Origin of the sequence: Termitidicoccus mucosus, from assembly GCF_038725785.1 — a bacterium.
GTDB classification, from domain to species: Bacteria; Verrucomicrobiota; Verrucomicrobiia; order Opitutales; family Opitutaceae; genus Termitidicoccus; species Termitidicoccus mucosus.
The window spans coordinates 3,190,890-3,204,266 of record NZ_CP109796.1 but is presented as its reverse complement, the minus strand read 5'-3'; the positions used below and the strand labels follow the sequence as shown (position 1 = coordinate 3,204,266).

General features: G+C 60.5%; 11 protein-coding genes. 6 read left to right on the top strand and 5 right to left on the bottom strand.

Annotated elements, in window-relative coordinates:
• Positions 1–8: 8 nt before the first annotated feature.
• Complete coding sequence (locus OH491_RS11345; protein WP_334319461.1) at positions 9–1,103, bottom strand: TonB-dependent receptor plug domain-containing protein; 1,095 nt, start codon at positions 1,101–1,103, stop codon at positions 9–11.
• A gap of 142 nt (positions 1,104–1,245) precedes the next feature.
• The gene (locus tag OH491_RS11340) at positions 1,246–1,572 is read right to left on the bottom strand and encodes a hypothetical protein (protein ID WP_342751022.1); all 327 of its coding nucleotides are present in this window, start codon (positions 1,570–1,572) and stop codon (positions 1,246–1,248) included.
• Positions 1,573–1,703: 131 nt separating this feature from the next.
• On the opposite strand from OH491_RS11340, the gene OH491_RS11335 reads away from it, so the two are divergent.
• Together OH491_RS11335 and OH491_RS11330 are read left to right on the top strand one after the other, a co-directional pair.
• On the top strand, positions 1,704–1,958 hold the full coding sequence (locus OH491_RS11335; protein WP_084442366.1) for a helix-turn-helix domain-containing protein: 255 nt from the start codon (positions 1,704–1,706) through the stop codon (positions 1,956–1,958).
• Between the two features lie 123 nt (positions 1,959–2,081).
• Entirely contained in the window at positions 2,082–2,612 is a 531-nt protein-coding gene (locus OH491_RS11330) for an ORF6N domain-containing protein (RefSeq protein ID WP_068771309.1), read from the top strand.
• A 327-nt stretch (positions 2,613–2,939) separates the two neighbouring features.
• On the opposite strand, the gene OH491_RS11325 is transcribed toward OH491_RS11330, so the two are convergent.
• The 3 genes from OH491_RS11325 to OH491_RS11315 all read right to left on the bottom strand — a co-directional run bounded on the left by OH491_RS11325 (position 2,940) and on the right by OH491_RS11315 (position 10,228).
• Entirely contained in the window at positions 2,940–5,666 is a 2,727-nt protein-coding gene (locus OH491_RS11325; RefSeq protein WP_068771310.1) for a UvrD-helicase domain-containing protein, read from the bottom strand.
• Between the two features lie 154 nt (positions 5,667–5,820).
• Positions 5,821–7,962, bottom strand: coding sequence for a methylmalonyl-CoA mutase (scpA, locus tag OH491_RS11320; protein WP_068771311.1), 2,142 nt, complete (start codon positions 7,960–7,962; stop codon positions 5,821–5,823).
• Between the two features lie 118 nt (positions 7,963–8,080).
• Positions 8,081–10,228, bottom strand: a complete 2,148-nt coding sequence (locus OH491_RS11315) for an acyl-CoA mutase large subunit family protein (protein WP_068771312.1) — start codon at positions 10,226–10,228, stop codon at positions 8,081–8,083.
• Positions 10,229–10,429: 201 nt separating this feature from the next.
• On the opposite strand from OH491_RS11315, the gene mce reads away from it, so the two are divergent.
• The 4 genes from mce to OH491_RS11295 all read left to right on the top strand — a co-directional run bounded on the left by mce (position 10,430) and on the right by OH491_RS11295 (position 13,282).
• Complete coding sequence (gene mce / locus OH491_RS11310; protein WP_084442368.1) at positions 10,430–10,837, top strand: methylmalonyl-CoA epimerase; 408 nt, start codon at positions 10,430–10,432, stop codon at positions 10,835–10,837.
• A 100-nt stretch (positions 10,838–10,937) separates the two neighbouring features.
• Complete coding sequence (locus OH491_RS11305) at positions 10,938–12,491, top strand: acyl-CoA carboxylase subunit beta (RefSeq protein ID WP_068771314.1); 1,554 nt, start codon at positions 10,938–10,940, stop codon at positions 12,489–12,491.
• Positions 12,492–12,521: 30 nt separating this feature from the next.
• Positions 12,522–12,809 carry a hypothetical protein gene (locus OH491_RS11300; RefSeq protein WP_145928911.1) on the top strand — a complete coding sequence of 96 codons (288 nt, stop codon included), beginning with the start codon at positions 12,522–12,524 and terminating at the stop codon, positions 12,807–12,809.
• Positions 12,810–12,883: 74 nt separating this feature from the next.
• Positions 12,884–13,282 carry a biotin/lipoyl-containing protein gene (locus tag OH491_RS11295; RefSeq protein ID WP_334319463.1) on the top strand — a complete coding sequence of 133 codons (399 nt, stop codon included), beginning with the start codon at positions 12,884–12,886 and terminating at the stop codon, positions 13,280–13,282.
• Positions 13,283–13,377 lie beyond the last annotated feature (95 nt).

Here is a 13,377-nt window from a genome sequence, read left to right as displayed (position 1 = left end):
AGGCGGTCCTAGGAATTGGTCGTGGAGAGCGCGGTCGAGAGGGCGAGCGGGGCGCTCCACGCGGCGGGGTTTTCCAGATAATCGTAGTATTTTTTCAGGTCGTCGGGCGCGGCGTTGTATTTGACGACGACTTCCTTGAGCGGAAGGTTGGCGGTCGCGGTGGCCGTGGCGTAGGCGCCGGTGGCTGCGTCGTAGCTGAGCGTGGGGTAGGTGTATTTGAGGGGCGTGCCGTCGGCGTTCAGGCCGAGCTTGCCGCCGTTGTCGGTGTAGAAGCCGGCCGTCGAGGTCTTGAGCCACGGGATGCTCTGGCGGTCGTTGTTACGGCTCTTCTGTCCGGAGACTTTCATGTAAAGGCTGGTTTTCGCGTCGGGCTTATACATGAGCTGGGCGGAAATGGTATGACGTTTCTGGCTGGCCCAGTCCTGCTCGTAATGGCGTCTCTGCGTGGCGAGGTTGACCAGGTAGTAGAATTTGGTGCTCGTGCCGACGGGACCGGTCGAGGAGAGGTCGGCGCGGAACTGGCTTTCGTTGCCGACGGCAAACGAGATGCGCTGGCGGCGCTTGGTTTCGGGGCGTTTGCTGGTGTAGTTGACCACGCCGCCGGGCAGCGTCTGGCCGTAGATCGAGGCGGCGGGGCCCTTGATGATTTCGATGCGGTCGGTGTCCACGAGGTCGAGCGGACCGAGGCGGCGGAAGCCGTCCACGTAGGGCGTGCTGGCAAACCCGCGCAGGATGAGGCTGCCGTTGATGTCAGTCGGCGAGATGTTGGCGACCCAGCCGAGCTGGGCGTCCATGTCGAACGCGGCGAAGTCGAGGAGGAACTCGCTGGTGACGGCGTTGACGACAAACGGCAGGTCGCGGATTTTCGCGGCCACGCGCGTGCCCGTGATCGACTCGGACGCGACGTAATTTTTGTCCTTGGTGGAGCTGACCGAAAACTCGCTCATGACGACGACTTCGTCGTTGTCCGGGGCAAGGGCGGGGCGGACGGACGGCGGCTGGGTTTGCTGGGCGGAGAGCATCAGTTGGCAGAACAGTGCGATTGCGACGTAGCGCCGTGGGGATGCGAAGGCATGATATGGAAACAATGCGAGGGATTTCATGGGTTGCGGGTAAGGTTGAGGTTTAAGCCAACGCCGAAACGTAAGCAGCATATGAAAGTTACTGCAAGCATATGATTTCAAATAAAGCAAGTGCCATTTTTTCTGAAACAGCCAGATTTCCAAGCATGGCAGAGAAGCGTCGTTACACCATAAGCTTGCCCGAACACATCGCCTCCGAGATCGAGCGACGCAGCGGAGCGTTGAGCAGCAATCCGACTGAATATGCAGCAAACATCATCCGGTGGTGGTTCGGTGAAGGCTCTCCCGCGATCAATGCCGAAGAAAAACGTCTGCTAGACTCGTCTTCCGTAGGAGCGAGGCCGAAGAGAGCCAACCCGTAACGATTGCCGCCTGATTTAGCACGATGTCCAGGGCAGCGTGGGGTGACCGGGCGGAGACCGACGACGAAATCGGTAAATAGGCGGTCAATGCCAACGAGATGAAAAACAACCTGCAGATGCAGGCCCAAGGATCTGTCGGGGTTTCATGGTTGAGGTAGGCGAGAAGTTGCCTGAGTCGAATTGGATGGGGTATTTATTTTTACATATAACGACCTGTTGGGTCGTGTTCAGTCAAGCCCTGAATACGCCCTAATGGGGCGTGAAAAAAGAACCATCCCCCCAACGTGCCAAACAAACCGACTCTCGCTGGCTGAGTATTGTGGGTTCCAATATTCAATTGCAGCGAAAACTCGCGGGGCTGACTCAAGAAGAACTTGCCGAAGCGGCCGATTTGGCCCCCCGCACAATCCAAAAAATCGAAGCTGGCGCCATAACGATCCTGATATCAACCCTACGCCGCATCCGCAGAGCCATCGGCTGCTCCTACGAGGTCCTGCTTGCTGAAGAGAAGTGAAGGCACCGGGTTGAGTTGTTCTGACCACCTTTCCTACTCAGCAGGTGTAAAACTATTGTATTCAAGACAAAAAAGCGCATTGTGCTGCATGTCCCGAAAGTTGCACAACGATAAGAACCTACCATGTTACCTCTTGATCTCATTCCCGTGGAGCATGTCCAATCCAGAATCCTCGTGCTGCGCGGTCAGCGTGTGCTTATCGACAGCGATTTGGCCCAACTTTACGGGGTCACCACGAAACGTCTGAATGAGCAGGTAAAGCGCAACCAACGACGGTTTCCAGAGGACTTTCTCTTCCAGCTAACACCGGAGGAAAAGTCAGAGGTGGTCGCAAAATGCGACCACCTTGGTAAATTGCGATTTAGCAGCACACTACCCTATGCATTCACCGAGCATGGGGCAATTCAAGCGGCGAATGTGATCAATTCGACCACCGCCGAGGAAATGGGCGTCATGGTGGTTCGAGCTTTCATTAAACTCAGGCAAATGATGGTGAATCACAAGGCCCTGACCGCAAAATTAGCAGAACTGGATGCGCGTTTGGGCGCGCACGATGAGCAAATCGCTGCCCTCATTGAAGCTATCCGCAACCTTACAATGCCGGACGGTCCACTCCACAAACGAAAAATCGGATTCGTTCACACCGATGAGTGAATGCGCAAAATGCCTCGGTGGATGACATGATAGACTGCGCCGGGGTATGCAATTCGCAGTTTACGCACCATACGCGAAGATAATCATCATTCCTGCTCTTTCGTTAATCGCAAAAAGCAAGCCTGACCCCGTCAGCTTTCGCGCCGGGCCGGCCGCGCTTCGCGCATCCGCGAGGCAATAGTTTTTTGGGGAATGGAAGCGGTTGGCGATTCGTCTTGGGCAAGACTCGAAACAAGACGCGCTCACCACGCGGCTTGTCTTTCAAGAGTCAACAATACTGCCCCTATCCCCTTTGGACTGCCCTTAGCTTTTCCCTTTTAGCTTTTCTCACCGGTCCCAAACTAACTTGAAACCGTGGCGGCCGAGTTCTCGATGGATTTCCTCTGCAACATCTCGGCGAAAAGAGCCTTCACCGAATAACCGAGAAACCGCGATGCCATCTACGTTCTTTGGAGTGAGCCAACGACCATAACACTGGCGCATGTGTGCCGGGCTTGGCTCGTGCTCCTTTTTCGGAACATAGATGCGTTGCTCAAAATAACGGAGGAGGCAGAGCTTTGCATTTGGAGAGAGACCTTCTGGCCAAGGCGCAGAGGGAAGGACCACTTTGGGCACGACTACCGGTGTCGGTTTCAGAGTATGGTGCGAGGGTGTTGCTGCACCAGCAAACATTCGAGGCCCGGTATAATTAAACGCATCCTCACGCCATACGAGCTGCTCTTTCATCTTGTCCAAAAAAGCCGAGGGCTCGTTTTTGTAGATCAACGCGACCTGGTCGCGACCACGAGTCATAGCGACATACAAGCGCAGGGCGTCCCGCCACTGTTCCTCCTCTGGAATCGAGCGGTCTGGCAATAGCATGCGGTCACACTCCACGATAATGATCAGGCTGAACTCGAAGCCTTTCACTTCACTCAGTGTGCCTACCACCATTCGATCCCGATGTAGGAAATAGTCGCCGGAAAGACACTCCGCCTGTATTCCTTCCGGCCGGAGTTCAAGGATGCGGCTCGGAGGCAGGGTCAGTGGATTCGCACTGACGATACATACTGACCAAGATTCTCGTGCGCCGGCTGCCACCCATTCATGGGCCATTTTCCATGCTACGTCCACCGGTTCAGTCGCTTTGATTGCGATTGGCGGTGCCGTCTCGCGAACTGCCAGTTCCGGATCAAGCACCTCTATGCTCTGCTCATGTTTCGCAGCAATGGCTCCGTAGTGCTTCACCAACTCGTGTGCCGCTTGGAGAATTTGCCGACTATTTCGATAGTTTTTTGTGATCGTTCGAGTGCGGACGTAATTTCTGTCTAATAATGCCGCACCTAGATTAAAATCCTTCACCATCACTTTTTGGACCGTGTCGCCAGCGAGGAACAAATCATTTTCAGTCTCGGTCGGGATTTGTTTCAGCAAGGATAGCTCCAGAGTCGAAAAGTCCTGAAACTCATCAATCAAAAGGCATCGGCGGCTAAGTGACTCTGGCAATTCGCGCAATAGGACGCGCGCGGGGATGATCGCTTGCGATAAGGCCAATTCGTCCATCATTGCACCAGCCAGCATGTATTCCTCATAGCGCATGAGCATACGGAGGACGTTTCGCCGGACTCCTTCAATGAGTTCGATGGCTCGCCCTTCACGCTTATATTCGTAATAGCTTTCACCCGTCCCGGGGCGGTTCCTTTTTGCCCGTGGAAATGCGCTGCGAATCAAGGTAAATTCGTCCCGCAAGTAGGCCTTCACATCATATTCGCCTCGGCGCTTGATCGCCTCAACTACTGCATCTCGGGTCCGTCGGAATTCGTCTTCGTCGATCTGCCAATACTCGTTCCATGTATCATCGAGCGTCTCGCCACTCTGCGGGCTGAAGTCGTTCGCTAGACTCTGGTGCATTTCCAGCGCGCGCTCCAAAGTCCGGGCGATAGGCTCAGATTGGACAACATCATGCAGATACTCCTTCAGGTAAGCTTCGCTTCCAAGATGCTGAAGGACCGATTTGAAGTAATCATAGAAGGCCTCGACTTTGATGCGAGTCTGCTCGCCATCGACGCATAGCTTGTTTATGAGGTTCTGCAGCAGCCGCGCCAGTGAACGGTTGAGAGTCAAAACGCCGATGGTCTCATTCGGATACTTCCGCGCCAGCCGACGTGCGCGATGGATAAGAATTACAGTCTTACCTGATCCGGAAACACCCTTGAGGACGGCAGGGAGATCGAAATCAGCTTCGACGACCCGCTTCTGATCTGGGTGTAGCCAAAGTAGCCACGGTTCAAAGTCATCAGAAAGCAGTCGCTCGCGTTCCGCCTGCGACAAACTCGTAAGATCGGTGACCAACTCGGAATTTTCCCCGGTCGCGAGCGCTGCATCAAGGTTTGTTGGCTCGGCAACCACATCAACTCCACGCCCGAAATGGAGATCGATACGAGTGAGCGCGGCATCGACCTCCCCTTTCCGGAGATGCGTGAATAGATCGATAACAAGTGACTGAACCCCATAATCACCGATGCACTCGACGATCTCTTGGATCGTATCGTCGTCCGTCTCTTCCCGCACATCTCGTAAATCCCTGCGAAGCTTTGCCTGAGGCAGCAACTGCTCAAGCTCAGGGAAAGGGATTCGATTAAGCAGGGGACGGTCATCTGTGCTTGCGATGAGTCCTTGCGATGGCAGTTGCGTGGTCCCGGGCGCGCTGACGATGGGCTGATGTATCTTCTTTTTCTTGTCTGCGGCGACAGTAAGTCCGGGATGAGCATCGATCCAGCGGTCCACGTCGTCATGATCGCCAACGAACAGGAACCATATGCACCCATCGTTTTGGACAGTAACCAGTCGGCAGCTGCCGCGCAGATCGTATTTCACACAGTGTGGGATTCTGCTTTCTCCATGATTCGTTAGTTTCGCCAACGTCGCGCCGTTAAGTGTAAAGTCGCCGATGATCTGGGACACCTGATCGCCTGCCTGTTGCTTCGGACCGCCAGAGCGCCGCATATCCTTCAGCGATTTTAGAAAAGCACCTTGATTGTGAAATAGCAACTTGGGCTTGGGATTGATGCTCATTGGCGGATGCCATCGGGGCATTACAGAAATTCCTATAAATTAACCCAATAGAAATCAATGGATTTAAATTGGTCGGAAATCGTGAATTTGCTGTTCGAATTCCGTTTTGGGGTTTCGTCGAAACGAAACCCCAAAACGGAGGATTTTTCAATCCTCATAGTCTTTCCAGCAGCAGCTCTAGGATTTTTCTGGTGCTCTTCGGGATCACGGTGCCGGGGCCGAAGATGGCGCTGGCGCCGTTCTTCAGGAGGTAGTCGTAGTCCTGCGCGGGGATCACGCCGCCGCAGATGACCAGGATGTCCTCGCGGCCGCGTTTTTTGAGTTCGGCGACGAGTTGAGGAAGGAGGGTCTTGTGGCCGGCGGCGAGGGAACTCATCGCCACCACGTGCACGTCGTTTTCCACGGCTTGCTGGGCCGCCTCCTCCGGGGTCTGGAACAGGGCGCCGATGTCCACGTCGAAGCCGAGGTCGGCCATCGCGGTGGCGACCACCTTCGCGCCGCGGTCGTGGCCGTCCTGCCCGAGCTTGGCGATGAGGATGCGGGGGCGGCGGCCTTCGCGCTCCTCGAACTTTTTGACGAGGGTGTGGACTTCGTTGATGTCCGAATTGTCTCCGTATGCCATGCGATAGACTCCTGAGATGCTGCGGATGGTGGCCTGGTAGCGGCCGAATTTGCTTTCGAGGGCGTCGCTGATCTCGCCGAGCGAGGCGCGGGCCTGCGCGGCGGCGACGGCGAGTTCGAGGAGGTTGCCCTTGCCGGTGGCGGCGCACTCGGTGAGGGCGGCGAGGGCGGCCTGCGCCTTGGCGCCGTCGCGGGTGGCGCGCAGTTCCTTGAGGCGCTTGATCTGGGCCTCGCGGACGACGGTGTTGTCCACTTCGAGGATTTCGAGCGGATCCTCTTTTTCCATGCGGTATTTGTTGAGGCCGGTGATGGTCTCCTTGCCGGAGTCGATCTTGGCCTGGCGGCGGGCGGCGGCTTCCTCGATGCGGAGCTTGGGGAGGCCGGCCTCGATGGCCTTGGTCATGCCGCCGAGTTTCTCGACCTCCTCGATGTGGGCCCAGGCTTTCTCGGTGAGCTCGCGGGTGAGGGCCTCGACGTAGTAGGAGCCGGCGAAGGGATCGACGACGTTGCAGATGCCGGTCTCGTTTTGGAGGAAGAGCTGGGTGTTGCGGGCGATGCGGGCGGAGAAGTCGGTCGGGAGGGCGATGGCCTCGTCGAGCGCGTTGGTGTGGAGGGACTGGGTGTGGCCGAGGGTGGAGGCGAGGGCCTCGAGGCAGGTGCGGCCGACGTTGTTGAAGGGGTCCTGTTCGGTGAGCGACCAGCCGGAGGTCTGCGAGTGGGTGCGGAGGGCGCGGGACTTCGGGTTCTTCGGGTTGAATTGCGAGACGATGCGGTCCCAGAGGGTGCGGCCGGCGCGCATCTTCGCGATTTCCATGAAGAAGTTTTTGCCGATGGCCCAGAAGAAGGAGAGGCGCGGGGCGAAGGCGTCGACGTCGAGGCCGGACTTCACGCCGGTGCGGATGTAGTCGAGGCCGTCGGCGAGGGTGTAGGCGAGCTCGAGGTCGGCGGTGGCGCCCGCCTCCTGCATGTGGTAGCCCGAGATGGAGATGGAGTTGAACTTGGGCATCTTTTGCGAGGTGAACTCGAAGATGTCCGCGATGATCTTCATCGAGGGCGTGGGCGGGTAGATGTAGGTGTTGCGCACCATGAACTCCTTCAGGATGTCGTTCTGGATGGTGCCGGAGAGCTGCTCCAGTTTTACGCCCTGCTCGAGGGCGGCGCAGATGTAGAAGGCCATGACGGGGAGAACGGCGCCGTTCATGGTCATGGAGACGGAGACCTTGTCGAGGGGGATGCCCGAGAAGAGGGTCTGCATGTCGAGGACGGAATCGACCGCGACGCCGGCCTTGCCGACATCGCCGACGACGCGGGGGTGGTCAGAGTCGTAGCCGCGGTGGGTGGCGAGGTCGAAGGCCACGGAGAGGCCCTGCTGGCCGGCGGCGATGTTGCGGCGGTAGAAGGCGTTGGACTCCTCGGCGGTGGAGAAGCCGGCGTATTGGCGCACGGTCCAGGGCTTGGCGACATACATGGTGGCGTAGGGCCCGCGGGTGAAGGGGGCGATGCCGGGCATGGTGTCGAGGGTGGCGCAGCCGGCGAGGTCGGCGGCGGTGTAGTTGGCCTTGACGGGGATTTGTTCGTCGGTGAGTTCGACGGTGTCGGCGGCGGGTTTGCCGCTGGCGGGAAACTCGAACGAGTCGTAGGCGAGTTTGGTGAAGTCGGGAGACTGAGTGCTCATGGCGGAAAAATTAAGAATTAAGAGTTAAGAATTAAGAGGAGGAGGGAACGGCGCCGGGGGCGCGTCGGGCGGTGTTTTTTGGAAAAACCGCGGGTCGCGCGCCGGCGCCGGGGGCGGCTCAGAGGGCGCCGAGTTGTTTGAGGAAGGTTGCCAGCATGCCGCGGACGTTGGCGCGGATGTGAATGAAGTCGTCGAAGCCGGCCTCCTTGTAGGCGGCCATCAGGGCATCGTCGGCGGGCGCGCCGGCGAGGATGACCTTGACGGCGGGCTTGGCGGCCTTCACGGCCTTGGCAAAGGCGGGGGCGAGCACCGGGTAGGTGTCGTCGGTGGAGGCGAGCACGGCGATGGGGGCGCCGGAGGCGACGGCGGCCTGGGCGGCGGCCTCGGCGGTCTCGAAGGCTTCCTTGGCGATCATCTCGAAGCCGCCCGTGGCGAAGAAGCCGGCGGTGAAGTCGGTGCGGGCCTTGTGCTGGAGCACGGGGCCCATCTTCGCGACAAAGACCTTCGGGCGCGCGCCGTGTTTCGCGGCGTAGGCGGCGGAGGCGGCGCGGAGGGCTTCGTAGCCTTCGGAGGCGCGGTGCGGCGTGACGGGCGTCACGGCGGCGTCCGGCTGGCCGCCGGAGTGGATGGCGGCGAAGAGCTGCCCGATGGTGGCGCCCTGCGCGGCGGCGTGGACGGCGGCGTCGAACTCCTTCTCGGCGTGATGGGTCTTTTCGAGGATGAAGTTGGTGAATTTCAGGCGCAGGGTCATCGTGGCGGAGCGGCGGGCCTTGACGGCCTGGGCGCGGGCGGCGGCGAATTCCGGCGTGGCGGACGGGCGCGCGGGCGGGGTCTTTTCCTTGAGGTTGGGGAAAAGGTTGGTGCCGACGAGGCCGATGCGGCGCTTGTCGAGCCCGTCGAATTTGCCCTTCGCGGTCTCGGCGACCTGGGCTTGCGGGAAGCCGGCCTTGAGCGCGGCGAGGAAGCCGCCTTGTTTCTCGACCTCCTGAAAGAGCGACCAAGCCTTGCGGGCGAGTTCGTCGGTGAGCTTCTCGATGTAGAAGGAGCCGCCGGCGGGGTCGTTGGGGGCGGTGAAGTGGAATTCCTCGGAGAGGAGGGTGTGGATGTTGCGCGAGATGCGGCGAGAGAATTCGTCGGGCGCGCCCATGACCTCGTCGTAGGGGGCGATGTGGAGGCTGTCGACGCCGCCGAGCACGGCGGAGAGCGCCTCGGTGGTGGTGCGCAGCATGTTGACGTTGATGTCGAGCACGGTCTTGTTCCAGCGGGCGGTGCGGGCGTGGAGCTTGACCGGGGTTTGCCCGGGCTCGAGGCCGAAGGCGGTCGCGGCGCGCGTCCAGAGCAGGCGGAAGGCGCGGAACTTCGCGGTCTCCATGAAGAATTGCGGGCCGACGGCGAAGGTGAAGCGGAGGCGCGAGGCGACTTGCGCGGGGGTGAGGCCGCGCCGGCCAAGGGCGCGCACGTATTCGACCCCGGCGGCGAGCGCGAAGGCGAGGTCCTGCACGGCGTTGCCGCCGCCGTCGAGCCACACGGACGCGTCCACGCCGACGGTGGCGAGGCCGGGGGCGTTTTTCTCCGCCCAGGTCGTCCAGACGGCCAAGTCGTCGTAGAGGGCGTCGATGCCGGCGGGGAGCGCGCCGCGGGCGGCGAGTTCGCCGAGCGGGTCGGCGGTCAGGGAGCCGTTGATTTTCCCGAGGTCGATGCCGCGCTTTTGGGCCAGGGCGGCGAGGAGGCCGGCGAGGGGCAGCGCGGTCGCGCCGGCGCGGATGTGCACGGGCACGGCGGTAAGCTCGACCTTGTCGAGGGCGGCGGAAAGGTCGGCCAGGTCGGCGACGGACAGGCCGTCGGCCCCGACATCGGCGGCGGCGGCATCCGGGTCGAGCCCGGCGCGTCCGGCGCGGTCGAGCGAGAGGGCGACGCTGTTCTGGCCGCGCTGGAGGTCGGAGAGGAGGGCGGCGTTAAACTCGGCCGCGCCGCCAAAACCCAGCTCCTGGGCGAAAGCCCACAGGGCCTCATGATAGCCCTTCCGGCTGGCGCCGCGCAGGAACGGCGCTGCGCCCGGCGCGCTGTCGAGATTGGGCAGCCCGGCGGTGTCGGCACGCGTGTAAACCGGTTGCAGCGCAATGCCTTCGGCGGTGCGCGTGACCAGCTTTTTTTCAAACGGGACGCCCTTCAGCTCGGCCTCGACGACCTTGCGCCAGCCGGCATAGGCGGCGCGCGCGGCATCGAGGGATGCTTGTGGGACGGATTGGGTATCGGTGGTGCTCATAGAGATGTGGACTTTGGACTGATCCGGGTTGCGGAAACCCGCGAGGTTATCTATCTTTTAACGTTCTTACTCCGCAGATTTTGTCAAAGAAGGCTTACCCTTCGCCAAATGATGCGGAGCGGGGCAAGTAAATTTGCTCATAATCTTTTCCCTTGCGAATTAACCCCGCTTAATGGCTAGTTTTTCATTTTCATTCAAATCATGATTACCAAAATCGATCACTTGGGCATCGCAGTTCACTCGCTCGACGAAACAGTGAGTTATTACGAGAAGGCCCTCGGCCTGAAGTGCGAGCACCGCGAGGAGGTCCCTTCCCAGAAAGTGCGCACCGCCTTCTTTACCGTGGGCCAGACGCACATCGAGCTCCTCGAACCCACCTCGCCCGACAGCCCCATCGCCAAGTTTCTGGAGAAAAACCCCAAGGGCGGCATCCACCACGTCGCCTTCGGCACCGACGACATCACGGGCCAGCTCGCCACCGCCAAGGGCGCCGGCGTGGCCCTGATCAACGAGACGCCCGTCAACGGCGCGCACGAGATGCAGGTGGCCTTCCTCCACCCCAAATCGACCTACGGCGTCCTCACCGAACTCTGCGCCAAGAAACACTAAGCCCTTTCCGACGCGCACCCGGCCCCGCCTGGTGCGCGTCGCCTTTTTTCCGCCACCCAGCCACTTATCCGTCCCTCCCAAACCGCCACCGTTTCCAATCATGCCCATATCGCCCGCACTCCTCAAACAACTCGAAGAAAAGCGCAAAATCGCACTCCTCGCCGGCGGAGCCGACAAACTCGCCGCCCGCAAGAAAAAGGGCCAGCTCAACGCCCGCGAACGCCTCGAAGCCCTCTTCGACCACGGCCAGTACATGGAATTCGGCATGCACGTGCAGCACGACTGCCACGAATTCGGCATGGACACCAAGTCCATGCCCGGCGACGGCGTCATCACCGCCATCGGCTACGTGGACGGCCGCCCCGCGGCCGCCTTCGCGCAGGACTTCACCGTCGGCGGCGGCGCCCTCGGCAAGATGCATGCCCGCAAAATCTGCGACCTCCTCGACTACGCCCAGCAGTCCGGCATGCCCGTCATCGGCATCAACGACTCCGGCGGCGCGCGCATCCAGGAAGGCGACGACTCCCTCTCCGGCTACGGCCAGATCTTCTTCCGCAACGTCCTCCTCTCCGGCGTGGTCCCGCAAATCTCGATCATCGCCGGCCCCTGCGCGGGCGGCGCGGCCTACTCGCCCGCGCTGACCGACTTCATCATCATGAACAAGGAGAACGCCCAGATGTTCATCTGCGGCCCCAACGTCATCAAGGCCGCCACCGGCGAAGACCCCAAGCTCGAGCAATTCGCCACCGCCACCGCCCACGCCTCCATCAGCGGCAACATCCACTTCGTTGCCGAAAACTCCAAGCACGCCTTCGAGATCACGAAGAAACTCTTCTCCTTCCTCCCGTCGAACAACGTCATGGACCCCCCGCACCAGGCGGCCCCCACCCTCGACCTCTCGCCGGACCCGGAGATGAACAACCTCGTCCCCTCCGACCCGAAAGACGCCTTCGACGTCCACCAAGTCATCAACCGCCTCGTGGACAACGCCGACTTCCTCGAGGTCCAGCGCGATTTCGCCAAAAACATCGTCATCGGCTACGGTCGCATCCAGGGCATCGTCGTGGGCATCATCGCCAACCAGCCCGCCTTCAAGGCCGGCTGCCTCGACATCGACGCCTCTGACAAGGCCGCCCGCTTCATCCGCTTCGCCAACATCTTCAACATCCCCATCGTCAACCTCGTCGACGTCCCCGGCTTCATGCCCGGCCTCAAGCAGGAGCAGGGCGGCATCATCCGCCACGGCGCGAAAATGCTCTTCGCCTACGCCGCCGCCACCGTCCCGAAAATCACCGTCATCATGCGCAAGGCCTACGGCGGCGCCTTCCTCGCCATGTGCTCCCGCGACATGGGCGCCGACATGGTCTTCGCCTGGCCCACCGCCAACATCGCCGTCATGGGCGCGGAAGGCGCGGTCGCGGTCCTCTACAAGAAGGAAATCGAGACCGCCTCCGACTCCGCCGCCAAGGCCAGGGAACTCGCCGAGGTGTATCGCGAAAAGTTCGCCTCCCCCTACGAGGCCGCGAGCAAGGCGATGATCACCGACGTCATCGAGCCCGCCGAGACCCGCGCCAAGCTCGCCATGGCCCTCCGCGCCACCCTCAGCAAGCGCGAAACCCGCCCGCCCAAGAAGCACGGCAACATCCCGCTCTAAAAAGGACAAATTACGAGCTACGATTTACGATTGAAAACAGCCGCCCCGAAAAAGGAAAGCGAAGCTTCAAATCGTAAATCGCAAATCGTAATTCGTAAATCACCCATGACCGCTGCAATCCCGCAAAAAAATCCACTCGCCAACGATCACCCAAACCCTGAAATCATGGTCGCCATCGCCGCCACGATTTCCTGTGTTTTTGGTCCCGGTGCCCGTGTCAAATCCGTGCTTCCCGTCCCCGGCATTCATATCTTCCAGCAAATGTGGGCGCTGGAAGGCCGGCGGCAGATTTACACTTCCCATCATTCGTTCCGCTAAGCCCTGTTTTCCCGACCCAAGCAAAACTCCAACCAGCCACTCAATTAATTTTAGCCAAAACTGATCACATCATTATGAAGAAACTGCGCGTCACCGTTGAAGGTAAAGCCTATGAAGTTCTCGTCGAGATGCTCGACGAAGGCACCCCCGCCGCCGCTCCCGCGGCTCCTGTCGCCGCCCCCGTGCGCAGCGCCAGCGTCGCCGCCCCTGCTCCCGCCGCGCCCGCCCCCGCGGCGCCCAAGCCCGCCGCTCCCGCCGGAGCCGGCGACGTCGTCAGCCCGCTGGCCGGCAAAGTCGTCTCCATCGACGTGAAAGTCGGCGACACCGTGGCCGAAGGCGGCCAGGTCGCGACCATCGAGGCCATGAAGATGAACACCTACATCTATGCCTCGGTCGCCGGCAAAGTCCTCTCCACCCACGCCAACATCGGCGACGGCGTCGAGGAAGGAGCCCTTCTGGTCAAGATCGGCTAAGGACGAGCTTCGGCGTAATTTTACGCCCGCCTCTTTTCCAAGCCCGGCTTCGGCAACGAAGCCGGGCTTTTTTGCGCCTTGAATTTTGCATCAGG

Bases quoted from the DNA above. Each gene is read 5' to 3' on its own strand.
- OH491_RS11305 (WP_068771314.1), top strand. From the start codon at position 10,938: ATGCCCATATCGCCCGCACTCCTCAAACAACTCGAAGAAAAGCGCAAA.
- mce (WP_084442368.1), top strand. From the start codon at position 10,430: ATGATTACCAAAATCGATCACTTGGGCATCGCAGTTCACTCGCTCGAC.
- OH491_RS11345 (WP_334319461.1), bottom strand. From the start codon at position 1,103: ATGAAATCCCTCGCATTGTTTCCATATCATGCCTTCGCATCCCCACGG.
- OH491_RS11325 (WP_068771310.1), bottom strand. From the start codon at position 5,666: ATGAGCATCAATCCCAAGCCCAAGTTGCTATTTCACAATCAAGGTGCT.
- scpA (WP_068771311.1), bottom strand. From the start codon at position 7,962: ATGAGCACTCAGTCTCCCGACTTCACCAAACTCGCCTACGACTCGTTC.
- OH491_RS11330 (WP_068771309.1), top strand. From the start codon at position 2,082: ATGTTACCTCTTGATCTCATTCCCGTGGAGCATGTCCAATCCAGAATC.
- OH491_RS11315 (WP_068771312.1), bottom strand. From the start codon at position 10,228: ATGAGCACCACCGATACCCAATCCGTCCCACAAGCATCCCTCGATGCC.
- OH491_RS11295 (WP_334319463.1), top strand. From the start codon at position 12,884: ATGAAGAAACTGCGCGTCACCGTTGAAGGTAAAGCCTATGAAGTTCTC.